Annotated in this window: 23 protein-coding genes, 1 tRNA gene and 1 pseudogene; 15 read left to right on the forward strand and 10 right to left on the reverse strand. The window is 70.9% G+C overall.

The window, feature by feature from the left end:
• Nucleotides 1–31 precede the first annotated feature (31 nt).
• Nucleotides 32–1,048: a class 1 fructose-bisphosphatase gene (locus FHP08_RS09545; RefSeq protein ID WP_147704211.1), complete on the forward strand. Its 1,017-nt coding sequence runs from the start codon at nucleotides 32–34 to the stop codon at nucleotides 1,046–1,048.
• A 22-nt stretch (nucleotides 1,049–1,070) separates the two neighbouring features.
• Here FHP08_RS09545 and FHP08_RS09550 read toward each other — a convergent pair whose 3' ends face one another.
• Together FHP08_RS09550 and FHP08_RS09555 are read right to left on the reverse strand one after the other, a co-directional pair.
• A complete protein-coding gene (locus FHP08_RS09550) occupies nucleotides 1,071–3,803 on the reverse strand; it encodes a bifunctional acetate--CoA ligase family protein/GNAT family N-acetyltransferase (protein WP_147704212.1) in 2,733 nt (910 codons plus the stop codon).
• 1 nt (nucleotide 3,804) lies between these two features.
• Entirely contained in the window at nucleotides 3,805–4,731 is a 927-nt protein-coding gene (locus tag FHP08_RS09555) for a histone deacetylase family protein (RefSeq protein WP_147704213.1), read from the reverse strand.
• A 235-nt stretch (nucleotides 4,732–4,966) separates the two neighbouring features.
• Between FHP08_RS09555 and FHP08_RS09560 the strand changes: the two genes are divergently transcribed.
• The 5 genes from FHP08_RS09560 (at nucleotide 4,967) to FHP08_RS09580 (ending at nucleotide 10,784) form a co-directional block, all read left to right on the forward strand.
• The gene (locus FHP08_RS09560; RefSeq protein ID WP_147704214.1) at nucleotides 4,967–6,094 is read left to right on the forward strand and encodes an efflux RND transporter periplasmic adaptor subunit; all 1,128 of its coding nucleotides are present in this window, start codon (nucleotides 4,967–4,969) and stop codon (nucleotides 6,092–6,094) included.
• A gap of 30 nt (nucleotides 6,095–6,124) precedes the next feature.
• Entirely contained in the window at nucleotides 6,125–9,373 is a 3,249-nt protein-coding gene (locus tag FHP08_RS09565) for an efflux RND transporter permease subunit (protein WP_147704215.1), read from the forward strand.
• A 91-nt stretch (nucleotides 9,374–9,464) separates the two neighbouring features.
• Nucleotides 9,465–9,917 (forward strand): DsrE family protein, encoded by a 453-nt coding sequence (locus FHP08_RS09570; RefSeq protein WP_147704216.1) that lies wholly within the window; start codon nucleotides 9,465–9,467, stop codon nucleotides 9,915–9,917.
• Between the two features lie 85 nt (nucleotides 9,918–10,002).
• Nucleotides 10,003–10,320, forward strand: coding sequence for a type II toxin-antitoxin system PrlF family antitoxin (locus tag FHP08_RS09575; protein ID WP_147704217.1), 318 nt, complete (start codon nucleotides 10,003–10,005; stop codon nucleotides 10,318–10,320).
• Nucleotides 10,320–10,784 carry a type II toxin-antitoxin system YhaV family toxin gene (locus tag FHP08_RS09580; protein WP_147704218.1) on the forward strand — a complete coding sequence of 155 codons (465 nt, stop codon included), beginning with the start codon at nucleotides 10,320–10,322 and terminating at the stop codon, nucleotides 10,782–10,784. The genes FHP08_RS09575 and FHP08_RS09580 overlap by 1 nt, the downstream gene beginning before the upstream one ends.
• 14 nt (nucleotides 10,785–10,798) lie before the next feature.
• Here FHP08_RS09580 and FHP08_RS09585 read toward each other — a convergent pair.
• Nucleotides 10,799–10,872 (reverse strand) — tRNA-Gly (locus tag FHP08_RS09585).
• A gap of 68 nt (nucleotides 10,873–10,940) precedes the next feature.
• Here FHP08_RS09585 and thiS point away from each other — a divergent pair.
• The 4 genes from thiS (at nucleotide 10,941) to trmB (ending at nucleotide 13,330) form a co-directional block, all read left to right on the forward strand.
• Nucleotides 10,941–11,141 (forward strand): sulfur carrier protein ThiS, encoded by a 201-nt coding sequence (gene thiS / locus FHP08_RS09590; protein WP_187272249.1) that lies wholly within the window; start codon nucleotides 10,941–10,943, stop codon nucleotides 11,139–11,141.
• Between the two features lie 113 nt (nucleotides 11,142–11,254).
• A complete protein-coding gene (locus tag FHP08_RS09595; RefSeq protein WP_147704220.1) occupies nucleotides 11,255–11,716 on the forward strand; it encodes an OsmC family protein in 462 nt (153 codons plus the stop codon).
• A gap of 4 nt (nucleotides 11,717–11,720) precedes the next feature.
• Complete coding sequence (locus FHP08_RS09600; RefSeq protein ID WP_147704221.1) at nucleotides 11,721–12,542, forward strand: thiazole synthase; 822 nt, start codon at nucleotides 11,721–11,723, stop codon at nucleotides 12,540–12,542.
• On the forward strand, nucleotides 12,539–13,330 hold the full coding sequence (gene trmB / locus FHP08_RS09605; protein WP_147704222.1) for a tRNA (guanosine(46)-N7)-methyltransferase TrmB: 792 nt from the start codon (nucleotides 12,539–12,541) through the stop codon (nucleotides 13,328–13,330). Before FHP08_RS09600 ends, trmB begins: the two co-directional genes overlap by 4 nt.
• Here trmB and FHP08_RS09610 read toward each other — a convergent pair whose 3' ends face one another.
• Entirely contained in the window at nucleotides 13,331–14,176 is an 846-nt protein-coding gene (locus FHP08_RS09610) for an undecaprenyl-diphosphate phosphatase (protein ID WP_147704223.1), read from the reverse strand.
• A complete protein-coding gene (gene thiD / locus FHP08_RS09615; RefSeq protein WP_147704224.1) occupies nucleotides 14,176–15,084 on the reverse strand; it encodes a bifunctional hydroxymethylpyrimidine kinase/phosphomethylpyrimidine kinase in 909 nt (302 codons plus the stop codon). The genes FHP08_RS09610 and thiD overlap by 1 nt, the downstream gene beginning before the upstream one ends.
• Before the next feature lie 166 nt (nucleotides 15,085–15,250).
• On the opposite strand from thiD, the gene pncA reads away from it, so the two are divergent.
• Both pncA and FHP08_RS09625 read left to right on the forward strand, forming a co-directional pair.
• Nucleotides 15,251–15,856: a bifunctional nicotinamidase/pyrazinamidase gene (gene pncA / locus FHP08_RS09620; RefSeq protein WP_407704014.1), complete on the forward strand. Its 606-nt coding sequence runs from the start codon at nucleotides 15,251–15,253 to the stop codon at nucleotides 15,854–15,856.
• A 65-nt stretch (nucleotides 15,857–15,921) separates the two neighbouring features.
• A complete protein-coding gene (locus FHP08_RS09625) occupies nucleotides 15,922–16,761 on the forward strand; it encodes a universal stress protein (protein WP_187272240.1) in 840 nt (279 codons plus the stop codon).
• Here FHP08_RS09625 and FHP08_RS09630 read toward each other — a convergent pair.
• The 3 genes and pseudogenes from FHP08_RS09630 to FHP08_RS09640 all read right to left on the reverse strand — a co-directional run.
• Nucleotides 16,752–17,087, reverse strand: a pseudogene (locus FHP08_RS09630) (YkgJ family cysteine cluster protein); the annotation flags it as partial. The gene FHP08_RS09625 and the pseudogene FHP08_RS09630 overlap by 10 nt on opposite strands.
• Nucleotides 17,066–18,280, reverse strand: a complete 1,215-nt coding sequence (locus FHP08_RS09635; protein ID WP_187272241.1) for an alkaline phosphatase family protein — start codon at nucleotides 18,278–18,280, stop codon at nucleotides 17,066–17,068. The gene FHP08_RS09635 and the pseudogene FHP08_RS09630, both read right to left, overlap by 22 nt.
• Before the next feature lie 93 nt (nucleotides 18,281–18,373).
• Nucleotides 18,374–18,823 carry a hypothetical protein gene (locus FHP08_RS09640; RefSeq protein ID WP_147704228.1) on the reverse strand — a complete coding sequence of 150 codons (450 nt, stop codon included), beginning with the start codon at nucleotides 18,821–18,823 and terminating at the stop codon, nucleotides 18,374–18,376.
• A 198-nt stretch (nucleotides 18,824–19,021) separates the two neighbouring features.
• On the opposite strand from FHP08_RS09640, the gene FHP08_RS09645 reads away from it, so the two are divergent.
• From FHP08_RS09645 to fabB, 3 genes are all read left to right on the forward strand, one after another.
• Nucleotides 19,022–20,929, forward strand: a complete 1,908-nt coding sequence (locus FHP08_RS09645) for an AsmA family protein (protein ID WP_147704229.1) — start codon at nucleotides 19,022–19,024, stop codon at nucleotides 20,927–20,929.
• A gap of 92 nt (nucleotides 20,930–21,021) precedes the next feature.
• A complete protein-coding gene (gene fabA / locus FHP08_RS09650; RefSeq protein ID WP_147704230.1) occupies nucleotides 21,022–21,570 on the forward strand; it encodes a 3-hydroxyacyl-[acyl-carrier-protein] dehydratase FabA in 549 nt (182 codons plus the stop codon).
• Between the two features lie 52 nt (nucleotides 21,571–21,622).
• The gene (gene fabB / locus FHP08_RS09655; protein ID WP_147704231.1) at nucleotides 21,623–22,867 is read left to right on the forward strand and encodes a beta-ketoacyl-ACP synthase I; all 1,245 of its coding nucleotides are present in this window, start codon (nucleotides 21,623–21,625) and stop codon (nucleotides 22,865–22,867) included.
• Nucleotides 22,868–22,906: 39 nt separating this feature from the next.
• Here fabB and narL read toward each other — a convergent pair whose 3' ends face one another.
• Nucleotides 22,907–23,575 (reverse strand): two-component system response regulator NarL, encoded by a 669-nt coding sequence (narL, locus tag FHP08_RS09660; protein ID WP_147704232.1) that lies wholly within the window; start codon nucleotides 23,573–23,575, stop codon nucleotides 22,907–22,909.
• A gap of 76 nt (nucleotides 23,576–23,651) precedes the next feature.
• Nucleotides 23,652–25,571 (reverse strand): ATP-binding protein, encoded by a 1,920-nt coding sequence (locus FHP08_RS09665; RefSeq protein ID WP_147704233.1) that lies wholly within the window; start codon nucleotides 25,569–25,571, stop codon nucleotides 23,652–23,654.
• Nucleotides 25,572–25,824: the final 253 nt, after the last annotated feature.

The following is a 25,824-nucleotide window of genomic DNA, read 5'->3' on the forward strand; positions in this document are numbered from 1 at the left end:
CCGATCGTCATCACGCAAAGGAATTCCCCACATGGCCTCGAAAGTGAGCCTGACCCAGTACCTCGTCGAGAAGCAGCGCGAGAAGGGCCTGATCCCGGCCGAGCTGCGCCTGCTGCTCGAGGTGGTGGCGCGCGCCTGCAAGCGCATCGGCATCGCGGTGAGCAAGGGCGCGCTGGGCGGCGTGCTGGGCGACGCGGGCACCGACAACGTGCAGGGCGAATCGCAGAAAAAGCTCGACGTGATCGCCAACGAGACGCTGCTCGAGGCCAACGAGTGGGGCGGCAACCTGGCGGCGATGGCCTCCGAGGAGATGGACCACTCGTACACCATCCCGCACCGCTACCCGAAGGGCGAGTTCCTGCTGCTCTTCGATCCGCTCGACGGCTCCTCGAACATCGACGTGAACGTGTCGATCGGCACGATCTTCTCGGTGCTGCGGCTGCCCGAGGGCGTGCTCGCCCCCACCGACGACCATTTCCTGCAGCCGGGCACGAAGCAGGTGGCCGCGGGCTACGCGATCTACGGCCCCTGCACGATGCTGGTGCTCACCGTGGGCGACGGCGTGGCCGCATTCACGCTCGACCGCGAGACCGGCAGCTGGACGCTGACCGAAGACCAGATCCGGATTCCCGGGCAGACGAAGGAGTTCGCGATCAACGCTTCGAACCAGCGCCACTGGTACCCGCCGGTGAAGCGCTACGTCGACGAGCTGCTGGCCGGCAGGGACGGCCCGCGCGGCAAGGATTTCAACATGCGCTGGGTCGCGTCGATGGTGGCCGACGTGCACCGCATCCTGACCCGCGGCGGCATCTTCATGTACCCGCGCGACCGGCGCGAGCCCGACAAGCCCGGCAAGCTCAGGCTGATGTACGAGGCGAACCCGATGTCCTTCCTGGTCGAGCAGGCGGGCGGCGCGGCCACCAACGGCCTGCAGCGGATCATGGAGATCCGGCCCTCGAAGCTTCACGAGCGGGTGGCGGTATTCCTGGGCTCGCGCGAGGAAGTCGAGCGGGTGACGTCCTATCATCAGGACGGCGACGCCGCCTGATCCGGACCAGGATGCCGAGGCCTCAGGCGGGCGGACTGCCCGCCTGCACGGGCCGCTCGAGCGCGATCCAGACCAGCTTGAGGGTTTCGTCGTCGGGATCGCGGTCGATGGTGAAACCCAGCGCGCGCATCAGCTGGATCATCGGCGCGTTGATCGCCAGCACGTAGCCTTCCATGCGCTTGAGGCCGCGCAGGCGGGCCTCTTCGATGAGCGCCCGCATCAGCGCCGTGCCCAGCCCCTGCCCCTGGAAATCGTCGCCGACCGCGATGGCGAACTCGCAGGTGTCGCGGTCGGGGTTCAGCAGGTAGCGGGCCACCCCGATGATGCGATCGCCGTCGCCCTCGCGGCACACCGCGACCAGTGCCAGTTCGCGGTCGTAGTCGATCTGCGTGTAGCGCACCAGCATGCGCGGAGTCAGCTCGTTGAGCGTGGAGATGAACCGGAAGTAGCGTGACTGCTGCGACAGCCCGCGGGTGAAGCGCTGCAGGCGGTCGGCATCCTCGGCCTGGATCGGGCGCAGCAGGCAGGAACGGCCATCGCGCAGCCTGGACTCGCGCGACAGGTGCGCCGGGTAGGGCATGATCGCCATGTGGCCGTAGCGCGGGCCCGCGGCGACCGGCGCCGGGTCGAGCACGATGCGCGCGTCCACCGCGATCGCGCCGCGCTCGTCGGCGATCAGCGGGTTGATGTCCATCTCGGCCAGCTGCGGCAGCTCGCAGACCATCTCCGACACCCGCACCAGCACTCTGGCCAGGGCCTCGTCGTCCACCGCCGGCGCGCCCCGGAACTCGCCCAGCGTGGCGGCGACCCGCGTGCGGCCGATCATGCTGCGCGCGAGATAGGCGTTGAGCGGCGGGAACTCGAGCGTGGTGTCGCGCACCACCTCGACCCGCGTGCCGCCGGCGCCGAAGGCGATCACCGGGCCGAACAGCCGGTTGCGGAACACGCCCACGTACAGTTCGCGGGCGCCCCGGCTGCGCACCATCGGCTGGATGGTGACGCCTTCGAGCCGGGCGGCCGGCAGCGCCGCGCGAACGGATTCCAGGATGGCAGCGAACTGCGCGCGCACCTCGGCAGCGTTGCGCACGTTCAGGGACACGCCGCCCACGTCGCTCTTGTGGGTCACGTCGTGCGAGGCGATCTTCATCACCACCGGGTAGCCGATCTCGTCGGCGTGGCGCTCGGCCTGGTCCGCGTCTCGCGCGAGCACCGTCCGCGTGACCGGGATCCGGAAGGCCGCCAGCAGGGCCTTGGACTCGACCTCGCTGAGGACCTCCCGCCCCTGCGCCAGTGCCGCCTGGAGCACCACGCGCGCCCCGGCCACGTCGGGTGCTTCCATGTCGGACAGCGAGCGGGGCACCTGCTGCAGCAGCAGCTGGTTCTGGTGGAAGGTGGCCACGGTGGAGAAGGCGTCGACCGCGGCCTCCGGCGTGCGGAACACCGGCAGTCCTGCGGCATCGAGCTTGCTGCGCAACTCGCGCACCGAGCTGTCGCCCAGCCAGCAGGCGAACAGCGGCTTGGCGAAGCCGCGCGAAACCGACACCACCCGGTCGGTGATGGCCCGCGCGTCGACACCGCCGCCGGGCGACATCAGCACCAGCAGCGCGTCGGAGTCGGCATCCTGCGCCAGCGCCTCGATCGCGTCGGCGAACCGGGTCGGGCTCGCGTCGATGCCGAGGTTCAGCGGGTTGGCCGGCGCGATGCCCGGCAAGCGGCTGCGCAAGGCGAGCCCGGTGGCTTCGCCAAACGGAAGCAGCCGGATGCCCTGCGACCAGGCCTGGTCGGCCGCCAGCATCGCCGGCCCGTGGCCGTTGGAAACGATGGCCAGCCGCTTGCCGAGCGGCCAGTTGCGGGCGGCCAGATAGCGCACCGCGGTGAACAGTTGCGTGAACAGGCGCACCTGCACCGCCCCGGCACGGCGCAGCGCGGCCGAGTACACCGCGTCGGCCGCGGCGATCGCGCCCGAGTGGGTCCGCGCGCCGGTGCGGGTCGAGGCATCGCGGCCGGCCTTCAGCACCACCACAGGCTTCACCGTGGCCAGCGCGCGCAGCGCGCTCATGAAACCGCGCGCCTCGCTGACCGCCTCGAGATAGACCACCACCGCCTTGGTCCGCGAATCTCCGGCCAGGTAGTCGAGCACCTGGGCCAGGTCGACGTCGGCCTCGAAACCCAGCGACACGATCAGCGAGAAGCCGATCGCGGTATCGCCGGCCCAGTCGAGCACCGCGCCGGCCAGCACGCCCGACTGCGAGACCAGCGCCACGTTGCCGGACGCAGGCAGGCGCCCCAGGCGGCTCGCGTCGAGCCTCACCGGCGGACACATCATCCCCATCGAGCCGGGTCCGAGCAGGCGGATGTGCAAGGCGCGCGCCTTCTCGACCAATCGCCGCGCCAGGACATCGTCGTCGCAACGATCGAGCACTGCGGCCGCGCGCGCGCCGTGAGCCGCGGCCAGCGCGAGCGCGGCCTCGACCTGGCCGATCGGCGTGGCGATCAGCGCCAGGTCGCAGCCGGACTGCGGCAGCTCGCCGCTTCCTGCCGCCTCGAGCGACACGGTCCGGCGGGCGATGCTGCGCACCCGCCGGGCCGCCGCCGCGCCGCTGCCGGCCGTTGCCGCGGCGGCCGCGGCCTCGGCGGCGAAGCGCGCGCGGATCGGCGCCGCCCAGCTCGTGTCGCGCGCGGGATCCTCGCGCGACACGATCAGTAGCACGCCGGCCGGATCGAACATCGGCGACAGGTAGTGGCGATGCTCCATGTCAGTCGAGCCCGATCAGCGCGCGCACGTGCAGCTCCGCGCTGCGGGCGAGCGCGCCGAGGTGATAGCCCCCCTCGAGCGTGGACACGACGCGTCCTTCGCAGCAGTGATCGGCAAAGGCGACGATCTCGCGGCTCACCCAGGCGTAATCCTCGTCGCGCCACATCAGGTGGCTCATGTCGTCCTCGCGATGGGCGTCGAAGCCGGCCGACACGAACAGCATCTGCGGCGAGAAGGCCTGCAGCGCCGGGAGCCATTGCTCGCGCACCGCGGTCCGCATCGCCTCGCCGTCGCTGTAGGGCTTGAGCGGCACGTTGCACAGGTTCGCGCCGGTCGGCTCCTCGCCGACGAACGGGTAGAGGCGGCTCTGGAAGGTGGACACCATCAGCACCTGCTCGTCGCCGGCGAAGATGTCCTCGCTGCCGTTGCCGTGGTGCACGTCGAAGTCGATCAGCGCCACCCGCTCGAGGCCCAGCACATCGAGCGCGTGGCGGATGCCGACCGCCGCGTTGTTGAAGAAGCAGAAACCGCTCGCACCTGCCCGGCCCGCGTGGTGGCCGGGCGGCCGCACGTTGCAGAAGACGCGGCGGTAGCCCTGGCGCAGCACCAGTTCCGCAGCCAGCACCGAGGCGCCGGCCGCATGCAGGGCGGCCTCGAAAGTGTGCGGATTCATCGAAGTGTCCGGGTCGACCGACACGTAGCCCTCGGTCGGCGACAAGGCCTGCAACTCGAGCAGGTAGCGGGTGTCGTGTGCCCGGCCCACCTGCTCGAGCGTCGCCCGCGGCGCCTCGAAGGCATCCATCAGGTCGAGCACGCCTCGCATCAGCAGCCGGTCGGCGATCGCCGCCACCCGGTCCGGGCACTCCGGATGATGCGCACCCATCTCGTGTCGCTGGCTGCTCGGATGGGTGATGTAGGCGGTCTTCAAGTCGCGACTCCCTGCGCATGGCGCTTGCCTCGCCAATCTACCGCATGTGCCCTTGGGGATTCGGCATCCCCCGGTCGCGCCCGCGCGACAAGTCCCCCCGAAACGCCCGCCCGATTCCCTACCTGACCCACCGGTCATTTACAATCCGGCATCGGGTTTTCCGGAGGGGGCGTGCCCCTTCCCGCTTCTCCCTTCCCCCTTCTCGTCCCACCCCTGTCCCTTCTCCGCCCCACGCATGAAGCGCCGCTCCAAATGGCTGATCGCCCTGCTCGTCGCGGTCCTGCTGGCCGTGGCCATCGGCCGGGCCGTCGTCGAGCGCCAGGCCCGCCAGCGCCAGGCGGCCGTGCCGCCCGCGGTCACCGCGATCGAGCTCGGCCCGGCCGACCTGGTCCGCGCCGGCCCGCGCGAACTGGTGCGCGCCCAGCCGGTGTCGGGCAGCCTGCGCGCGGTCGACACCGCGCTGGTGAAGGCCAGGGTCGCCGGCGAGCTTCGCGAGCTGTCGGTGCGCGAAGGCGACCCGGTACGCGCCGGCCAGGTGCTGGGCAGGCAGGACGACAGCGACCATGCGGCCCGCCTCAGGCAGGCACGCCAGCAGGCAGCGTCGGCGCGCGCCCAGCTCGAGATCGCCGAACGCACGCTGGGCAACAATCGCGCGCTGGTCGACAGGGGCTTCATTTCGCGCAATGCGCTCGACACCTCGGTGTCCAACGCCGCCGCCGCGCGCGCCAACCTGCTCGCGGCCGAGGCGGCCGCTCAGGTCGCGCGCAAGGCCGTCGACGACACGGTGCTGCGCGCCCCGATCCGCGGCCAGGTCTCGCAGCGCTTCGCCCAGCCCGGCGAGCGGCTCGCGATCGACGCGCGGGTGCTGGAGATCGTCGACCTCTCGCAGATCGAGCTCGAAGCTGCCGTCCCGCCCGAGGCGCTCGCCGGGATCGCCGTCGGCGCGCCGGCCAGCCTGCGGGTGGACGGCATCGCCGAGCCGGTTCCGGCCCGCGTAGTGCGGATCAATCCGGCTGCGGTCGCCGGCACCCGGGCGGTCAGCGTCTACCTGTCGGTGGCGCCCAGGCCCGCCCTGCGCCACGGGCTGTTCGCCACCGGCGAGATCGAGCTGGGCCGGGACACCCGGCTGGCGGTGCCCGCCTCGGCGCTGCGCAACGACCGAAGCCGCCCCTATCTGCTCGCCGTGGAAGGCGATCGGATCGCGGCGCGCGAGATCGTGCCCGGGCCGCGCGGGCGCGACGCGGCGACCGGCGAGGCGCTGGTGGCGATCGAGTCCGGCGTGGCGGACGGCGCGACCCTGCTGGCCGGCAGCGTGGGCATCGTCGAGGAAGGCACGCCGGTGCGATTGACCGGCGCTCGCTGAAACCGCTTCCGCACGAAGGACACCGCCGGCATGTGGTTCACCCGAGTCTCGATCGCCAACCCGGTCCTGGCGACGATGGTGATGCTCGCCTTCGTGGTGCTGGGGCTGTTCTCCTACCAGCGGCTGAAGGTCGACCAGTTCCCCGACGTCGAATTCCCGGTCGTCGTGGTTCAGGTGGACTACCCGGGCGCTTCGCCCGAGATCGTGGAGAACGAGGTCACGCGCAAGGTCGAGGAGGCGGTCAACGCGATCGCCGGCATCAACAAGCTCTACTCGCGCTCCTTCGACGGCAGCTCGCTGGTCATCATCGAGTTCGACCTCGACGTGGACGACCGCCGCGCCGCCGAGGACGTGCGCGAGAAGATGTCGGCGCTGCGGCCCACGCTTCGCGACGAGATCGAGGAGCCGCGGGTGCTGCGCTTCGACCCGGCCAGCCGGCCGGTCTACATCCTGGCGCTGACCTCGCCCGACGGCTCGCGCAGCGCGATCGAGCTGAGCACCTACGCCGACCAGGTGCTCAAGAAGCGGCTGGAGAACGTGCGCGGCGTGGGCTCGGTGTCGCTGGTCGGGCAGGTCAAGCGCGAGGTGAACGTCTACCTGAGGCCCGAGGCGCTCGAGGCCATGGGCGTCGGCGTCGAGCAGGTGGTGTCGGCGGTGCGCACCGAGAACCGCGAGCTGCCGGCCGGGGCGCTGCGCTCGCGCGATGCCGAGCGCGTGGTCCAGGTGGCCGGCCGGATCGCGCAGCCGGCGGACTTCGAGAAGATCGTCGTCGCGCGCCGCGGCGCGGCCGGCGTGCCGGTGCGGCTGGGCGAGGTCGGCGAGGTGGTCGACGGGCCGCAGGAGCTCGAGAGCCTGGCGCTCTACAACGGCCGGCGCACCCTGGCGCTCACCGTTCTCAAGGCGCAGGGCGAGAACACGATCGAGGTGGTCGATGGCCTGAACGAGGTGGTGACCGGGCTGCGCGCGGAACTGCCGGCGGGCGTCGCGCTCGAGGTGGTCAACGACAACTCGCGGCCGATCCGGGTCGCGGTGACCAACGTCCGCCAGACGCTCCTCGAAGGCGCGGTGCTGACGATCGCGATCGTCTTCCTGTTCCTGAACTCGTGGCGCTCGACCGTCATCACCGGGCTCACGCTCCCGATCGCGCTGATCGGCACCTTCCTCTTCATGTACGCGTTCGGCTTCTCGATCAACATGATCACGCTGATGGCGCTGAGCCTGTGCGTGGGCCTGCTGATCGACGACGCGATCGTGGTGCGCGAGAACATCGTGCGCCACGTGCAGATGGGCAAGAACGCCCGCCAGGCCGCGCTCGACGGCACCAACGAGATCGGGCTGGCGGTGCTGGCCACCACGCTGTCGATCGTGGCGGTCTTCCTGCCGATCGGCTTCATGGGCGGGATCATCGGCAAGTTCTTCCACGAGTTCGGCATCACGATCGTGGCAGCGGTGCTGATCTCGATGTTCGTGAGCTTCACGCTCGACCCGATGCTCTCCAGCATCTGGCACGATCCGACCATCCACGCGGAGGGCGCGCCCGACACGCCGGCGCTTCAGCCCAACGGCGCGCCGGCGCGCCGCGAATCGCACTACGACCGGACGCTGGGCCGGCTCACCGGCGCGGTGGAGCGCTTCTCGCACCGCCTGGGCGAGGGCTACCAGGGCATCCTGGCCTGGTCGCTGCGACACCGGCTCGCGACGCTGGCCATTGCCGCCGCCAGCCTGTTCGCCGCCTTCGGGATCGTGCCGCTGCTGGGCACCGAGTTCGTGCCCAAGGCCGACTTCGGCGAGACCAACGTGAGCTTCCACACTCCCACCGGCGCCTCGCTCGAGTTCACCGAGGCCAAGGCGAAGCAGGTCGACGCCATCCTGCGCGAGTTCCCGGAAGTGCGCTACACGGTCACCACGATCAACACCGGCGCGGCCCTGGGCCGCAACTACGCGAGCGTCTACGTGCGCCTGGCCGACCGCAAGGACCGCCAGCTCAGCGTCGACCAGCTGTCGGTGCCGATCCGCGAGCGGCTGTCCCGGGTGCCGGGGATCACGGTCACCCAGGTCGGCGTGCTCGAGGCGGTCGGCGGCCAGAAGCCGATCTCGCTGTCGATCCAGGGCGACGACCTGAACACGCTGCAGCGCCTGACCGACGGCCTGCTGCCGAAGCTGAAGGCGATCCCGGGGCTGGTGGATCTCGATACCAGCATGAAGCCGAACAAGCCCACGGTGGACGTCGTGCTGCGGCGCGACCTGGCGGCCGACCTGGGCCTGGGCGTGGGCAGCGTGACCAGCGCCTTGCGCGCGCTGATCGCCGGCGACACGATCGGCAACTGGCGGGCCGACGACGACGAGAGCTACGACGTCAAGGTCCGGCTCGCCCCCGATCGGCGCAGCGAAGCGGCCGACCTCGAGCGGCTGGGGCTGGTCGCGGGCCAGAACCCCGACGGCAGCGCGCGCATCGTGCGGCTCTCGCAGGTGGCCGACATCGTGCCTTCCTTCGGACCCAACCAGATCAACCGGCGCGACCTGAATCGCGAGGTCGAGATCACCGCCAACGTGTCGGGCCGCTCGCTCGGCGAGGTCTCGGCCGACATCCAGAAGCTGCTCGACGCGAGCGCCTTCCCCTCGGGTTATCGCGCGCGCTTCGGCGGCTCCACGAAGGACATGCAGGAGTCCTTCGGCTACGCGGTGTCGGCGCTGGCGCTGGCGGTGATCTTCATCTACATGATCCTCGCCTCGCAGTTCAAGAGCTTCCTGCAGCCGATCGCGCTGATGTCCTCGCTGCCGCTCACGCTGATCGGCGTCGTGCTGATCCTGCTGGTCTTCGGCTCCACGCTGAACCTGTTCTCGATCATCGGCGTGGTGATGTTGATGGGCCTGGTCACCAAGAACGCGATCCTGCTGGTCGATTTCGCCAACCGGGCGCGCGAGGGGCACGTCGGCGAGGCGCTGCGCGACCAGGGCCTGGTCGGTGAAGGCGGAAGCGGCGCCCCGCTCACCGGCGAGCCGCTGGCCGGCCGCAAGCTCGAGCGCACCGAGGCGCTGCTGATGGCCGCGCGGGTGCGGCTGCGGCCCATCCTGATGACGACGCTCGCCATGATCTTCGGCATGGTGCCGCTCGCCTTCGCGATCAGCGAGGGCTCCGAGCAGCGCGCGCCGATGGGCCAGGCGGTGATCGGCGGGGTGATCACCTCGTCCTTGCTGACCCTGGTGGTGGTGCCGGTGGTGTACTGCTACCTGGACGACCTGTCGAACTGGCTGCGCAGGAAGTGGCGCGGCATGTGATCGAATGACGCTTCGGCGCCCGGACGCCAAGACCGCGGTCCGGTCCCGGGCGGTCGGCCGGGATCCGCCGCAGCACACTCAGGAGACAAGCATGAACAGGAAGTCGTTCGCAGCCCTTGCCGTGGCGGCTGCCGCGGCGATCGCGGCCAACATCGCGTGCCTGCCCGAGGCCGCTGCCCAGGGCGCCGCACAGGTCAAGACCGCCAACCGGCTGGTGGTGCAGGTCAGCGACGGCGAAGCCCAGCGCTGGAACATGGCGCTCAACAACATCCGCAACCTGCAGACGGAACTCGGGGCCGCCAACGTGGAAGTCGAGCTGGTCGCCTACGGCCCGGGCGTCAACATGCTGAAGGCCGACGCCACCACCGCGAACCGGATCTCGGACGCGATCAAGAGCGGCGTGAAGGTCGTGGCCTGCGAGAACTCGCTGAAGGGCCTGAAGATCTCCAAGGACGAGATGCACGCCGAGATCGGCTACGTGCCGGCCGGAGTCGTCGAGATCATGCGCAGGCAGCAGGAAGGTTGGGCCTACATCCGGCCCTGAGGCGCCGGGCCGATTCAGCATCCCCCTGAGTTGATAATGTAAGGATTTTTCCTTACTGTTGCCTTCCATGCCCAGGAGAATCGCCGTGCCCGAAATCCATGAAGTCGCGACGCTGACCTCCAAAGGTCAGATCACGCTGCCCAAACCCATCCGCCAGGCGCTGGGCGTCGACGCGGGCAGCAAGGTCGCGTTCGACTTGAGGGGTGGCGAAGTCGTCGTGACGCGCGCCGATGCAGAGCACGAAGACCCGGCCATCGGCGCCTTCCTGAGTCTGCTGGAGTCCGATATTCGCGCTGGCCGGCATGTCGCGTCGCTGCCCGACGAACTTGCGCAGGCAATGCTGGCGAACGCCGGCCGCGCGGTGAACCTGGATGAGGAAATCGCCGGGGACGTGGCGATCTGATGCAGCGACATGGCTGGACACTGCTGTTTCACGAGGGCTTGATCGAGCAGATGCGAAGGCTGCAGGCAGCCGCGGAACGGGCCGAGCGGAGCGATCCCGGTGGGTTCGAGGCCAATGCCAACGTCAAGCTGTTCCGCGCGGTCAGCCGGTTGATCTTCGAGGCCGTGCCGAGCGACCCCTCGCGTGACGAATACCGCCAGGGCAGTACCTTGGGACCCGCCCACCGGCACTGGCGTCGCGCGAAGATCGGGCGGCGATTCCGCCTGTTCTTCCGCTACGACGCCAAGGCCAGGGCGATCGTGTTCGCCTGGATCAACGACGAACAGACGCTTCGGTCGGCAGGCAACAAGTCCGACCCCTACGCGGTACTCGAAAAGATGCGGAGGCGCGGAAATCCGCCGGACGATTGGGCTGCGCTGATGGCAGCAAGCAAGGCGGACTGGCAAGCGTCGGCGAAACGATAGCCGACAGCATGAAGTGGAGCGGGTGAAGGGAATCGAACCCTCGTATGCAGCTTGGGAAGCTGCCGTTCTACCATTGAACTACACCCGCGTCGGGTCGACATTCTAACGCAAGCGCGGGGCGCGCCCTCGCTGGCTCGTGCGACAATTCCGGCCATGATCGAGATCACCGTCAATGGCGAGAAGCGCATGCTGCCCGGCCCTGCCAGCGTCGCCGACCTGGTCGAGACCCTGGGCCTGACCGGCAAGCGGATCGCGGTCGAGCGCAACGGCGAGATCGTTCCGCGCAGCCGGCATGGCAGCCAGCCGCTTGCGGCAGGCGACCGCCTCGAGATCGTGGTGGCGGTCGGCGGCGGCTAGGCGCTCGGCCCTGCCCGCAGGGCAGACCGAGCCCGAAACCGATCGCTCGCGAGTCTTCCGCGATCCCTCGCTTCTCAACAGCCCCTCTGTCCGAGCCCCCGGAGCCCCATCGCATGTCCGATACGCACGTTTTCGAAGGCACCCTCGCCTGGCAAGGCCAGCCCGCCGGCCAGCCCTTCACCTACGAGACCTATGCCCGGGCCACGCGCCTAGCGTTCGAGGGCGGCGCGGCCATCGAAGCCTCGTCGCCCGGCATCTTCCACGGCGACGACAGCAAGGCCAATCCCGAAACGCTGATGATGGCCTCGCTGATGCAGTGCCATTTCCTGACCTTCATGGCGGTGGCCGCGAAGTCGCGCGTCGCGGTGAGCGGCTACGCCGACCGGGCCACCGGCACGCTGGGAAAGAAGGACGGCAAGATGCGCTTCGTCGAAGTCGTGCTGCGGCCTCGCGTGAAGCTGGCCGCGCCGCTCGACGCGGAGAAATTCCGGTCGATGCACGACAAGGCGCACGCCAACTGCTTCATGGCGAACTCGGTGAATTTCGAGGTCCGCGTCGAGCCGGAACTGGAGTGAGGACATGACGCAGGCAAACCCCGCTGCCGGGAACGATGATCTGCTGCGCATCGGCAAACGGACCTTCTCCTCGCGCCTGCTGATCGGCACCGGCAAGTACCGCGACTTCGACGAGACCCGCCAGGCGGTCGAGGCCAGCGGCGCGCAGATCGTGACCGTGGCGATCCGGCGCACCAACATCGGCCAGAACGCCGGCGAGCCCAACCTGCTCGATTTCCTGTCGCCCGAACGCTTCACGATCCTGCCCAATACCGCAGGCTGCTATACCGCCGACGACGCGATCCGCACGCTGCGGCTGGCCCGCGAACTGCTCGACGGCCACACGCTGGTCAAGCTCGAGGTGCTCGGCGACCCGGCCACGCTTTATCCGAACATGCCCGAGACGCTGAAGGCGGCCGAGGTGCTGGTCAGGGACGGCTTCGAGGTGATGGTCTATTGCAGCGACGACCCGATCCAGGCGAAGACCCTCGAGAACATCGGCTGCGTGGCGGTGATGCCGCTGGCCTCGCTGATCGGCTCGGGCATGGGCATCCTGAACCCCTGGAACCTGCAGCTGATCCTGGAAAAGGCCTCGGTGCCGATCATCGTCGACGCCGGCGTAGGCACCGCGTCCGATGCCGCGATCGCGATGGAACTGGGCTGCGCCGGCGTGCTGATGAACACCGCGGTGGCCGCTGCCCGCGAGCCGGTGCGCATGGCGCGGGCGATGCGGCTGGCGGTCGAAGCGGGCCGGGAGGCCTTCCTGGCCGGGCGGATGCCGAAGAAGCTCTATTCGGCCACGCCCTCCTCGCCGGCCACCGGCCTGATCGGCGGGACGAAGACTTGAACGAGCGCCCCGACCCGGCACCCGCCGCTGGCGCCGATCGCCCCGTCGAAGGCGCGCACCCGCACATCCGCTCCTTCTCCGGCCGCCGCGGCCACTTCACACCCGGCCAGAAGCAGGCCTACGAGACGCTGTTCGACCGCTGGACCCTGCCCTGGCGGCGCGAACCGATCGTGCCGGCGGCGGCCTTCGGCCGCGAGGCACCGCTGGTGCTGGAGATCGGCTTCGGCATGGGCGAGACCACCGCGCGGATCGCGCAATCCATGCCCGGCACCGACTTCCTGGGCGTCGAGGTCTACCCGGCCGGCGTCGGCTCGCTGCTGCGCCGGATCGACGAGGCCGGGCTCGCCAATGTCCGCATCGTCCAGCACGACGCGGTCGAGGTGGTGCGCGACATGATCGCCCGCGACTCGCTGGCCGGCATCCACGTGTTCTTTCCCGACCCCTGGCCCAAGACGCGGCACCACAAGCGGCGGCTGATCCAGCCGCCCTTCGTGGCGTTGCTGGCCTCGCGGCTGGCGCCGGGCGGCTACCTGCACTGCGCGACCGACTGGGAGCACTACGCGGTGCAGATGCTGGCGGTGCTGGCCGGCGAGCCGCTGCTGGAGAACACCGCCTTCGACGCCGCGCCGCCCGGCGCCGGTCGCCGCACCGTCACGGGCGAGACCGCGGCCGACTGTCGCGGCTTCGCCCCTCGCCCCCACTACCGCCCGGTGACCAAGTTCGAGAACCGCGGGCTCAAGCTCGGCCACGGCGTCTGGGACGTCGTGTTCCGGCGACGGCTCACTTAGTCACGCGGCCCAGGTCACCGCGCCGGTGGCTGCAGTGACCAGCACGATCACGCCGAACGCGATCCGGTACCAGGCGAAGATCCGGAAGTCGTGGGTGGCGACCCAGCGGATCAGCCAGTGCACGCAGGCCAGCGCGCTCACGAACGCGAAGGCCAGGCCGACCGCGAACATCGGGATGTCCTGCGCGGACAGCAGGTCGCGGTACTTCCAGGCGTCGTAGGCGCCGGCGCCGATCAGCGTGGGCATGGCCAGGAAGAACGAGAACTCGGTGGCCGCCTTGCGCGACAGGCCGAACAGCATGCCGCCGATGATCGTCGCGCCGGAGCGACTGGTGCCGGGGATCAGCGCGAAGGCCTGGGCAATGCCCAGGCGCACGGCGTCGCCCGCGGTCATCGCGTCCACGTCCTGGACCCGCGCCGCGGCCAGGCCGCGGCGCTGGCGCGACTCGACCCACAGGATCACGAAGCCGCCCAGGATGAAGGCGATCGCCACCGGCACCGGGCGAAACAGCCAGTCCTTGATCCAGCCGCCGAAGGCCAGCCCCAGGATCGCCGCCGGCAGGAAGGCGATCAGCACGTTCGCCGCGAAGCGCTGCGCGCGCCGCTCGGTGAAGATGCCGGTGATCGTGTCCAGGATCCGCTGCCGGTAATACCACATCACCGCGAACATGGCGCCGGTCTGGATCGCCACGTTGAACATCTTCTCCTTCTCGCCGGCGAATCCGAGCAGGCTGGCGGTGAGGATCAGGTGTCCGGTGCTGGAGATCGGCAGGAACTCGGTCAGCCCCTCGACCACGCCGAGGATCGCCGCCTTGACCAGCAGCGGCAGCGCATGGAGCAGTTCCATCAGCCCTGCCCCCTTCCGAAGCGGCCGAAGCGCCCCTGCGCCGCCGCGGCCTCGCCGGCCGGCGTTCCCCACCAGGCGTGGAAGTGATGGACGGGCCCGTGGCCCTTGCCCACGTTCAGTTCGCCCGAGCGGCGGATGGCCTCGGTGAGCCAGGCCTTGGCGGCGCGCACCGCTTCGGGCACGTCGGCGGCCCGCGGCAGCAGCGCGGCGATGGCGGCCGACAGCGTGCAGCCGGTGCCGTGGGTGTTCTTCGTGGCGATGCGAGGCGCCGGCAACTCGATCATGCGATCACCGTCGTGCAGCAGGTCGACCGCGTCGCCGGGCAGGTGCCCGCCCTTGATCAGCACCCAGCGCCGGCCGTCGTCGCGCAGCAGCCGGCGCAGCCGCTCGGCGAAGCGGTGCATCTCCCTGAGCGAATCGGGGGGCCTTGCGTCGAGCAGCACGCCAGCCTCGGGCAGGTTGGGCGTGATCACGGTGGCCAGGGGCAGCACCGCCTCGACCAGCGTGGCGATCGCATCACGGTCGAGCAGGGCGTCGCCGCTCTTGGCCACCATCACCGGGTCGACGACCAGGTGCGCGAGCCCGCCGCCCGAAAGCGGCGCGGCCAGGCCCTCGGCAACGGCGCGCGCGATCGGCGCGGTGCCCAGCATCCCGATCTTGGCGGTGACGATGGCCACGTCGGCGAACAGCGTATCGAGCTGCAGGCGAACGAACTCGGGCGGCACGCCGTGAACGCCGGTCACCGCCTGCGTGTTCTGCGCGGTCAAGGCGGCCACCACGCCGGTGCCGTAGGCGCCGAGCGCGGAGAAGGTCTTCAGGTCGGCGTAGATGCCGGCGCCGCCCGACGGATCGATGCCGGCGACGGTCAGCGCGTTGGGCGGGAAGGCGGCGGGAGTCGGTTCGGACACGAATCGGCGGGCGAAAAAGACCCGGCCGCGGGATGCGGCCGGAACCCGCCGATCTTAACCCTTTCGAAGCTCCCTACACCGACGCGAGAAAATCCGACATGATTCATTGCACGGCCGGCGCCCGGCCCCTACCTGCACCTCGAACATGGCACTCGCGCTTCCTCCGATCGATTCCGCCACCGACGTCTTGCTCGTCATCGACATCCAGAACGATTTCTGTCCCGGCGGCGCGCTGGCGGTTGCCGGAGGGAACGAGATCGTCACGATGGCCAATGCGCTGATGGCGCGCTTCGGGCGGGTGGTGCTGACCCAGGACTGGCACCCGGCCGGCCACCGCTCGTTCGCGAGCGCCCACCCGGGCCATGCGGCCTTCGATCGCATCCAGATGCCCTACGGCGGGCAGACGCTGTGGCCCGATCACTGCGTGCAGGGCACCGCGGGCGCCGCCTTCCATCCCGAGCTCGACACCCGGGCGGCTTCCTTGATCGTTCGCAAGGGCATGGACGCCGCCATCGATTCATACTCGGCATTCTTCGAGAACGACCGGCGCACGGCCACGGGCCTCGGCGGCTGCCTGCGCGAACTCGGCGTGCGCCGCGTGTTCCTGTGCGGACTGGCCACCGACTACTGCGTCAAGTATTCGGCGCTCGACGCGCGCCGGCTCGGCTTCGAAGTCGTGGTGCTGCTCGAGGCGTGCCGCGCGATCGACCTGAACGGGTCGCTCGCCGACGCGCTCACCGACATGCGCCAGGCCGGCGTCTCGCTGGCCTGAGCGCACCGGCCGGCCCGGGTCGAGCGGAGCGCCGGCCGCATCGTCAACAACATCGGAGGCACCGAGTGACTTACCGGACCATTCTTCTGCACCTCGACGAAGGCCCGGGCGTGGACCGCCGGACCGACGCCGCGATCCAGCTCGCCGTCGCGCACGACGCGCACCTGATCGCGCTCCATGCGCCCACGCCTCTCTACCTGCAGTGGTCCCCCGAAGCCGGCATCCGGGAGGAGATCGAAGCGAGCCGCAAGGCCGAGGACGACGCCGTGGCCAAGGCCGCGCTCGAGCGCTTCGAGGCCGCGGCCGCCAAGGCAGGCCTGGCCGGGCGCGAGGCGCGCCGGGCCCGCGGCGAGCCGCGCGACCTGCTGGGCCTGCACGGGCGCTATGCCGACCTGATCGTCATGGGCCAGGCCGATCCGAAAGGCGGCAGCGCGCGCGAGGCGGCGTCCATCGTCGAAGACGTGATCCTCGCCTGCGGCCGGCCGGTCCTGGTGGTGCCCTACATCGGCGCCCTGCAAGCGATCGGGCGGCGGATCCTGGTGGCCTGGGACGCCAGCCGCGAAGCCTCCCGCGCGGTGGCCGACGCCCTGCCCCTGCTCCAGCGTGCCGACAAGGTGACCGTGGTGACCGTCGACGCGAGGCCCTCGGAGAGCGGCCATGGCCAGATGCCGGGCGCCGACCTGGCGCTTTACCTCGCGCGGCATGGCATCGAGGTCGAAGCCGCGCACGTAGGCTCCTCGGGCATCGGCGTGGGCGACGTGCTGCTCAACCAGGCCTCCGATCGCGACGCGGACCTGATCGTGATGGGCTGCTACGGTCACGCGCGCTTGCGCGAACTGATCCTGGGTGGCGCCACCCGGACGATGCTGCGCACGACGCCGGTGCCCCTGCTGATGGCGCACTGAGCCTGCGCGACCACCGGATCTGACGGGCGCGTGGCCGTCTCGAGTGCCGCGAGCCAGGCGATCGCGTGCGCGGGCGAGTCGCCGCACATCTCGCCGGAAGGCACGAGCCCCGCGCAGCAGGCCGGCCGCGATGGCGAGCCGAAGATCGCGCAGCGATGGTCGTCGGTGAGCTGGACGCAGCGCACGCCGGCCGGCTTGCCCTGCGGCATCCCCGGGATCGGGCTGGAGATCGACGGCGCGATGCAGCAGGCGCCGCAACCGGGGCGGCAGTCGCGCGCCGCGGCCGCCGCGACGGCCGCGTCGGTCACAGCGGCCCGCCCCGGCAGGCCGCCGCCAGGGGCACCGACAACTCGTCCGGATGGATACCCCCGTGCATGCCGATGAAGGACGGCTCGGGCTCGCCGGGCAGACGATCGACAAGGGTGTGACGGTCGCGGCCGATCAGCGTGTGGGTGCCGATCCGCCCCGCCAGTCTGGGCGACACCACGCCCCGGCCGAACCAGCCCGCCTGAACCAGCGCGTCGCTCGGCACCAGATCGAAGGCGTGGCCCAGGGTCTCGCGCGCCAGGGCTTCGAAGGTCTCGTGGCAGCCGGGTCGCACCTGGCAGTAGGCGACCCGCGGCTCGCCGGTGAGCGGCCGTTCGAGCAGCGCCGCGATCCCGGGGTAGTCGTCCAGCCTGAGCTGCTGCGCGGCCGGCACGTCCACGAAGCCGTGATCGGCGGTGGCGAGCAGCAGGGCGCCGCTTGCGGCCAGCCGCCCCGCCAGCCGCTCGAACAGCTGGTCCAGGCGACGGGCGACGTCGGCCGCGGCCTCACTCTGCCAGCCGCGCTCGTGGCTGGTCGAATCGAAGTGCGGCATATAGGCCCAGACGAAGGCGCCGCCGGGATTCGCGCGCACGGCGGCGTCGACAGCCTCGATCAGTTCGTCGCGGCCGCGATAGCCGACTCGCTTCGCGCCGGCCCAGGCGTGGCGCGAGAAGGTGGAATCGGCGATGAAGTGCGGCTGCACCGCCACCACCGGCACGCCGAACCGCAGGCTGGCCGCGCGCCAATCCCAGAGCTCGTCGGCAGTCACGAGCTGGTCCGGGGCCGCCCGGACGTCCATCGGCAGTGTGCGCACGACCGAGGCGGACGCCTCGCTCCAGCAGAACCAGCCCGGGTTGGCGTGCTCGGCGGGAAAGACCGCGGTGGAAAAGGAAGTGATCGCCGGCGCGGTACTCGACGGAAACACCGAGCGCAACGTGGTGCGCCGGCAGTGAGCAACGGCGCCGTCGGGAATCAGGGTGTCGAGCTGGCGGCTGCCGAGCCCGTCGAAGAGCACGAGGACCACGTGCCGGGCCTGGGCGATCGCGGCGACGGCCTTCGCGTCGGCCAGCCCGCCAGCGACGGAAGAAGATCCGTCGATACCGTCGACGGGCGCGCCGGCGATCGAACGGTCGGCGCGAAAGCGCCCCGCGATCGCCGAGGCCAGGCCCACGATGCAGCCTCCCGGGCCGTCGGCCCATGGGGGCGACGGCAAGGGCAAGTCGAAGACGGTGCGGGGGTCGGTTCCGGCGTTCAAGGCTGGCGAGGGCCCGCTCCGCGGGCCCTTCGGCCAGGCACGCGGCGCGGATCAGTGACGATGACCGTGCTTCCAGTGGCCACGGCCATGACCGCCGTGGCCGCGCTTCCAGTGCCCGCGGCCCCCGCCGTACTCGACGTAGACCGGCGCGGGCCGGTAGACCACCGGCGGTACCACATGATAGACCGGCGCGGGGCGATAGACCACCGGCGGCGGCGCGTAGTACACCGGCGCGGGAGCGTGATACACGGGCGCCGGCGCCGCGTAGTAGCCGCCGCCGTAGTGGCGATGCCGGCTGCCGGCGGCCGACGCGCCGGCGGCCGCACCGATCGCCCCGCCGATGATCGCGCCGTCGCGCCCGCCGAGGGACTGCCCGATCAGCGCGCCCGCGCCGCCGCCGACTACGGCGCCCAGCACCGCGTCGGAGGCCTGGGCCGTGCCGGCCAGGGCCGCGCCGCCCATCAGGACGCCGGCCGCCAGGAATTTCCGGATTCTTTTCATTTGTCGCTCCTCGTGGATCGGCTCCACCTTGCAGACGATGGGAAGCCTAAACGCGGCGAAGCCGTCCGGACACCCCAAAGCGTGCAACAGCGGTAACAGGATGTAAGCCGGAGCGGTTCGCGACGCCCCGGCGCTGCGAGACGGGCTGGGCCGGGTTAGCCTTGGGACCCAGGTCGAACTTCCCCGGAGGCTGCAAGGATGCGCGCCAGGACCGTCTTGATCGCGATCGCCGCCCTGTCCGGCGTCGCCGGCGCGGCGCTCGCGATCTTCGTCGCCACCTTCGACGCCAATCGCTACAAGCCTCAGCTCGTGGACCTGGTGCGCGAGCGCACCGGCCGGGTCCTGGCGATCGACGGCGATCTGGCGCTGTCGCTGTGGCCGCGCATCGGGCTGGCCACCGGCGCGGCTGCGCTGTCGGGACCGGACGGCCGCGGCGAAGCCGCGCGGATCGAGCGCGGCACGGTGGCGGTCGCGATCCGGCCGCTGCTGGCCGGCCGCCTGCATGTCGAGGCGCTCGCGCTGCGCGGACTGCGGCTGTCGCTCGGCGAGGCCGAAGCCGGCGGCGGCTGGCAGCTCGACGGCGCGCGACTCGACGCCGCGCCGATCGCCGACCGCGAGCCGGGGCGCCTGAGCCTCCAGGGCAGGCTGCGCGCCGCCGACGGCAGTGCGGACCTCGCACTCCACCTGGAGTCGGGCTTCGTGGCCGACCAGGCCGCCAATGTGCTGTCCCTGACCGACCTGAAGGCCCGGCTGCTCGGCCCGGCGGCCGGCCTGGCCAGGGTCGAGATCAGCGCCGGCGGTCGGTTGAGACTGGACCTGAGCGCCCGGACCGCGGTCGCCGAGACGCTCTCGATCGAGGCGAGGGCCTCGGGCGGGCCGACGCTGTCGCTGGCCGGCAAGGGCCGCGCCGCCTTCGAGCCCGGATCGGCCCAGATCGACCTGCAGGGCAAGGTCGACGAGGCGCCGGTCCGGCTCTCGGCGCGGCTGGCCCGATACGCGCCGCTCTCGGCGCAATGGCGCCTCGAGGCGGGCGAACTCGACCTGGACCGGCTCCGCGCGAAGCTCGCCGCGGTCGAGCGCGCGGCGCCGCCGGGCGAGCCCCCCGCGGGAAGCGGAACGCCCGCCGCGGGCGCGCCGACGACGCCCGGCGCGGGCGCCGGCCCCGCCGCCTCGCCGCCCACCGCCACGCCGAGGCAGGCCGCGCTGCCCGCGATCGCGGATGTCGACACCCGTGGCGCACTGAAGGTGGAGCGATTGCGCGTGACGGGGCTCGCGATCGACGGCCTCGCCGCGAACGTGAGCACCGGCGAAGGCAGGATCGCGGTCGAATCGCTGACCGGCAGGCTCAACGGCGGCGCGCTGAAGGCCAGCGCGTCGATGACCGCTGCCGGCCACCGGCTGGTCGGTGCGCTGACCGGCGTGGACGCCGGCAGCCTGATCCGCGACGCGAGCGGGCGCGATCCGCTGGACGGCCGCGGCGACATCCGGCTCGACCTGTCGACCCGGGGCCTCGACGGCGACACCGCGATTCGCCAGCTCGGGGGCAGCGCATCGCTCGCGCTGCGCGACGGTGCGATCAAGGGCGTGGATCTCGATCGGGTCATGCAACAGGTGCGGGCCGCGCTCGAGGGCCGGCTGCCGGTCGAGGGCCGTCCCGGCCCGGGAGACCGCACGCCCTTCCAGTCGCTGGCCGCGAGCTTCCGGATCGCGCAGGGCGTAGCGACCAGCGACGACCTCGCTTTCCGCGCAGACTGGCTGCGGGCCACCGGCGCCGGGCAGGTCGACCTGCCCGCGCAGTCGCTCGACTGGCTGGTCCTCGCCACCCTGACCGGCGCGCCCGGCGACACGGCCGATGCGGCCTCCCGCCGCGACATCCTCTCCCGGCTGCAAGGGGTGCCGGTCCCGGTCCGGCTGTCGGGCCGATTCGACGAGCTTCGCTACCGGGTGGACGTGAAGGAGCTCGCCACGGCCGCGGTCCGCAAGGAGGTCGAGCGCCGGCTCGCCGAGAAGCTGGGCGAGAAGCTGGGCCTGCCGCCGGCCGCGCCGGGGCCGGCCGAGCCCGCGGAGAGCCCGCTCGACCGCCTGAAGGGCCTGCTCCGGCGCTGAAGGAACTCTCCGGTGCCGCCGCTTCGTCGCTGAGCCTCGCGATCTTTCCGTATCATTGCGGCGATGACACCGTCCGCAACAAGGCTTTCACGATGACTGCAGATCCGGCCGCGAACCCGGCAGGCTTTTCCCCGAAATCCAGCTACGGCTACGACGAGCTGATCGACTGCGGCCACGGCAAGCTGTTCGGCCCGGGCAACGCCCGCCTGCCGCTGCCGCCCATGCTGATGTTCGACCGGATCACCGGGATCTCGGCCACCGGCGGCGCCTTCGACAAGGGTTTCGTCAAGGCCGAGCTCGACGTCAAGCCCGACCTGTGGTTCTTCGGCTGCCACTTCGAGGAAGACCCGGTCATGCCCGGCTGCCTGGGCCTGGACTCGCTGTGGCAGATGCTCGGTTTCTTCCTGGGCTGGACCGGTGCGCCCGGGTCCGGCCGAGCGCTGGGCCTGGCGCAGCTGAAGTTCACCGGCCAGGTGCTGCCGGAGTCGAAGCTCGTCGAGTACCGGATCGACATCAAGCGGGTGATCAACCGCAAGCTGGTGCTCGGCGTGGCCGACGGCGAAATGAAGGTCGACGGCAAGGTCATCTACGAGGCCACCGACCTGCGGGTCGGCCTGTTCGAAAATCCCCGGGCGATGTGATCGCGCGAGAAGCGCACAGATCGCCCCCGAAGACGGCGCGAGGCCAAGCCCCATGACCGAATCCATCAAGACCCGCCGCGTGGTCGTCACCGGCATCGGCATCGTTTCCTGCATTGGCCTGGACCAGGACGAAGTCCTGGCCTCGCTGCGCGAGGGCCGCTCGGGCATCGTGGCGATGCCCGAGTACACCGAGCTGGGCTTCCGCAGCCAGGTGGCCGGCCGCCCGGACATCGACCTCGACGCGGCGATCGACCGCAAGCTGCGCCGCTTCATGGGCGACGGCGCGGCCTACCTGCACCTGTCGATGGAACAGGCGATCGCCGATTCCGGCCTGCAGGACGCCGACATCATCAACGAGCGCACCGGCATCATCGTCGGCTCGGGCGGACCCTCCACCCGCAACCAGGTCGAGGCCGCCGCGATCGCCCGCGAGAAGGGGCCCCGACGCGTGGGCCCCTACATGGTGCCACGCTGCATGTCGTCGACCACGTCGGCCACCGCGGCGACCAACTTCCGGATCAAGGGCGTCAACTACACGATCTCCTCGGCCTGCGCCACCTCGGCGCACTGCATCGGCAACGCGACCGAGCTGATCCAGTGGGGCAAGCAGGACATCGTGTTCGCCGGCGGCGGCGAGGAGCTCGACTGGACCCTGTCGGTGCTGTTCGACGCGATGGGAGCGATGTCTTCCAAGTACAACGACCGCCCGCAGGCCGCGGCCCGCGCCTACGACGCCAATCGCGACGGATTCGTGATCGCCGGCGGCGGCGGCGTGGTCGTGCTCGAAGAGCTCGAGCACGCGAAGGCCCGCGGCGCGAAGATCTACGCCGAGGTCACCGGCTACGGCGCCACTTCCGACGGCGAGGACATGGTCGCGCCCAGCGGCGAAGGCGCCGAGCGCTGCATGCGCAACGCGCTGAAGACCGTGCCCTCGAAGGTCACCTACATCAACAGCCACGGCACCAGCACGCCGGTGGGCGACATCACCGAGCTCGACGCGATCCGCCGGGCCTTCGGCAAGCCGGACGCCGAGCTGCCCTGGATCTCGTCGACCAAGTCGATGACCGGGCACTCGCTGGGCGCGACCGGCGTGCAGGAGGCGATCTACTGCCTGCTGATGATGAAGCACGGCTTCGTGGCGCCGAGCATCAACATCGAGACGCTGGACCCGGGCGTGGGCGAGATCCCGGTCGCGCGCCAGCGCGTCGACAAGGTCGAGCACCAGACCGTGCTGTCGAACAGCTTCGGCTTTGGCGGCACCAACTGCACGCTGGCGCTGTCGCGCTACGAGGGCTGAAGACTTCGGGCGGCAGGCCGCGCGCCACCGCCCGCGTTCTCACGAGCGTTCGACCGCCCACACTGCCGCCTCGAGCCGCGAGCGAAAGCCGAGCTTCCTGAGCAGGTGCTTCACGTGCACCTTGACCGTGCCCTCGGCGATGCCGAGCTCGCGCGCGATCAGCTTGTTCGACATCCCGGCCGACAGGCAGCGCAGGATCGCCCGTTCGCGCTCGGTGAGCGGGGCATTGGCGCGGGCGCTCTCGACCGCCTCGCCACGCAAGGCGAGCGCCAGCGCACCGGCCAGCGCCGGCGCCACCGTGACCTTGCCGGCGAGCGCCTCGCGGACCTGGTCAAGCAGGTCTTCGGGTTCCATGTCCTTCAGCAGGTAGCCGTCGGCGCCGGCGCGGATCGCGGCGACGAGGTCCTCGGGCTGGTCGGACACGGTGAGGATCACCACCCGTGCGGCGCAGCCTTCCTCCTTCAATGCGCGCAAGGCCTCGATGCCGCCCACGCCCTTCATGTCGAGATCGAGCAGGACCAGGTCGGGATCCTGCTCGGCGCACAGCGCTGCCAGCCCCTGGCCGGACTCTGCCTCGGCCACCACCTGCAGCGACGGGTCCATCGCCAACAGTTGCGCGAGCCCGCGCCGGAACAGCGGATGATCGTCCACGATCACGACCCGTTGCACGCGTCGCGCCCCCGGATCCTTGGCCTGGCTTCGGTTCATTGCCTGGTTTCCCTTCACGACCGGCATTCTCGCCCGCCGCCGGCGTGTCGACGCGCGACCCGGTCTGCGCCCGGGGTCATCGGGCCGCGAACTGCGTTGCCGCCACGAAGCGCAGCTCGACCCGCGTGCCGCCACCCGGCCTCTCGGCAAACACGATCGCGCCGCCCAGGGTGCCCGCGCGATCGCGCATGATGCCCAGGCCGTGATGATGCCTGCCCCGGTCGACGCCGTCGCCCGCGCCGGCACTGCGCGCAGGCGCCGCCTTGCCCGGCGCGACCGTCTCCTCGCTGCTCGCCGCGGTGAGCATCCCGATGCCGATGCCGTCGTCGTCGATGCGCACCCTCACCGCCCGGCCCGCGTCGATCGAGAGATCGACTTCGACCCGCCGCGCCTTCGCGTGGTGCAGCACGTTCGCCAGGGCCTCGCGAACGATCTGCAACACGTGGATCTGCTCGGCGGCCGACAGCGCAGCGTCCGGGATGCCGTTGCGCAATGCGATCGCCACCCCGGCACGCGAGGCGAACTCGTCGATCGTGGCCTGCAGCGAGCCGCCGAAGCCCTGGTCGCCGATCCGCAATCGAAAAGTGGTGAGCAACTCGCGCAACTGGCGATAGGCGCTGTTCAGCCCGGCGCGCAGTTCGGCGAGCACGCGCCCGGCGTCGCGGCCGGCGGTCAGCTCCGCGGCCATCCGCGCGACCTGGATCTTCATGTAGGACAGGCTCTGTGCGAGCGAATCGTGCAGTTCGCGTGCGATCACCGCGCGCTCGCGGTACAGGCCCAGCCGTTGCTCGTCCTGCAGCAGCCGGGCATTGGCCAGGGCTGCGCCCACGTGCTGCGCGACCGACTCGAGCAGCGAGCGCTCCCAGACGGCGAGCTCGCGCGCGGGCCGCAGCGCGAGCGCCAGCGAACCGACCTCCTCGCCGCCCTCGCGCAGGCGCTGCACCCATACCGCGAAATCGCCCGCATCGCCGAGCGTCGTCTCCCGCGCCTCGTGCAGGCTCGCGATCAGGTCGGTGCCGGCGCCCGCGTCCACCGTGGCGACCACGAAGCCCGGGCCCGGGTCGTCCGGCGCGGCCGTCCGGATCGATGCTGCACGCGCGCCAAAGGCAGCGCACAGCGTGGCGAGCACCTCGCGAAGCGTCTGCTCGGTCGGGGGCTTTTCCGAGAGCGTACGGGTGATCGCGTACAGCAGCTCCAGTTGCCGGTGGCTGAGCGCCAGCTCGGCAGTCTTCTCCGCCACCCTCGCTTCGAGCGAGGCGTAGCTCGCCTCCAGTTCCACCGCCAGCGCGTTGAACGCGCGGCCCAGCTGGCCCAGCTCGTCCACGCCCTCTCGCCGCACCCGAGCGTCGAAGCGACGGGCGCGCAGCGAGCGCGCCGCCTCGAGGAGATCGGCCAGCGGCCGCAGCACCTGCGTGCGGATCAGGTACAGCGCGGCGAGGACCAGGCCGAACACGGTCAGCAGGGCCAGGCCCTGGACCAGGCGCAGGTTGGCCAGGCGCGAGTCGAGCGCCTGCTCGAGCTGGCGGGTCAGCATGTCGGCGCGATCGACGAAATCGACGACCACCCGGCGATACTCGCCGGGAATCGCCGGCGCGGCGCCGGCCTCCGTCGCCTCGCGCACCCGCAGGCTGGCCGGCCGCAGCTCGGCGGCCCAGGCGCCCTGCATCTCGGCGAGCAACGCGCGGGCCGATTCCGAAGCGAGCGCGTCGCGCAGCAGCGGCTCCGATAGCCGCGCATCGAGCGTCGACATCGCCAGCTCGAAACGCTCGCCGGCGCCGGGGGAGGCATCGACCGCGGAGAGCGCGACCCGGTAGGTCAGCATTCGCAGCGAACCCGCCACATTGATCGCCCCGCCGCGCCCGGTGGCGGAATCCAGCAGGACCGTGGCCAGGGAGATCGCCAACAGGGCCAGCAACGCGATCGCGCCGAGCAGCAGTCCCAGGCGCAGTCGCAGGGACTGGCGCATCGCATTGGCAGCGGCATCGACGAAGGGCATGGGCGGATTCTGGGCGAAGCCTCGCGTGGAAGCGATGCGGGAGGTCAACTCGCGCAACAGGGCCTGGAACTACTCCGAAGTTGCCGCCCTCGCCCGGCCAGCTTGACACGGACCAACCCGATCCGACGCAAGCCCTTGATTCACATGGCGTGCAGGCTTAATGCGCCGCCACAAAGACTACCCACAAAGGAGTATTCCGCCGGCGGTGGGCCCAAAGGTTGGGACCAAAACCTTGATCGAAGTAGGGGTGAAC

The sequence above is a fragment of the Zeimonas arvi genome, assembly GCF_008039575.1.
GTDB lineage: Bacteria > Pseudomonadota > Gammaproteobacteria > Burkholderiales > Burkholderiaceae_E > Zeimonas > Zeimonas arvi.

What these genes read in the sequence shown, in the direction of transcription:
- FHP08_RS09545 (WP_147704211.1), top strand. Translation starts at nt 32, where the DNA reads ATGGCCTCGAAAGTGAGCCTGACCCAGTACCTCGTCGAGAAGCAGCGC.
- FHP08_RS09550 (WP_147704212.1), bottom strand. Translation starts at nt 3,803, where the DNA reads ATGGAGCATCGCCACTACCTGTCGCCGATGTTCGATCCGGCCGGCGTG.
- FHP08_RS09560 (WP_147704214.1), top strand. Translation starts at nt 4,967, where the DNA reads ATGAAGCGCCGCTCCAAATGGCTGATCGCCCTGCTCGTCGCGGTCCTG.
- FHP08_RS09565 (WP_147704215.1), top strand. Translation starts at nt 6,125, where the DNA reads ATGTGGTTCACCCGAGTCTCGATCGCCAACCCGGTCCTGGCGACGATG.
- FHP08_RS09570 (WP_147704216.1), top strand. Translation starts at nt 9,465, where the DNA reads ATGAACAGGAAGTCGTTCGCAGCCCTTGCCGTGGCGGCTGCCGCGGCG.
- FHP08_RS09580 (WP_147704218.1), top strand. Translation starts at nt 10,320, where the DNA reads ATGCAGCGACATGGCTGGACACTGCTGTTTCACGAGGGCTTGATCGAG.
- FHP08_RS09595 (WP_147704220.1), top strand. Translation starts at nt 11,255, where the DNA reads ATGTCCGATACGCACGTTTTCGAAGGCACCCTCGCCTGGCAAGGCCAG.
- FHP08_RS09600 (WP_147704221.1), top strand. Translation starts at nt 11,721, where the DNA reads ATGACGCAGGCAAACCCCGCTGCCGGGAACGATGATCTGCTGCGCATC.
- FHP08_RS09610 (WP_147704223.1), bottom strand. Translation starts at nt 14,176, where the DNA reads ATGGAACTGCTCCATGCGCTGCCGCTGCTGGTCAAGGCGGCGATCCTC.
- FHP08_RS09640 (WP_147704228.1), bottom strand. Translation starts at nt 18,823, where the DNA reads ATGAAAAGAATCCGGAAATTCCTGGCGGCCGGCGTCCTGATGGGCGGC.
- FHP08_RS09645 (WP_147704229.1), top strand. Translation starts at nt 19,022, where the DNA reads ATGCGCGCCAGGACCGTCTTGATCGCGATCGCCGCCCTGTCCGGCGTC.
- fabA (WP_147704230.1), top strand. Translation starts at nt 21,022, where the DNA reads ATGACTGCAGATCCGGCCGCGAACCCGGCAGGCTTTTCCCCGAAATCC.
- fabB (WP_147704231.1), top strand. Translation starts at nt 21,623, where the DNA reads ATGACCGAATCCATCAAGACCCGCCGCGTGGTCGTCACCGGCATCGGC.
- narL (WP_147704232.1), bottom strand. Translation starts at nt 23,575, where the DNA reads ATGAACCGAAGCCAGGCCAAGGATCCGGGGGCGCGACGCGTGCAACGG.
- FHP08_RS09665 (WP_147704233.1), bottom strand. Translation starts at nt 25,571, where the DNA reads ATGCCCTTCGTCGATGCCGCTGCCAATGCGATGCGCCAGTCCCTGCGA.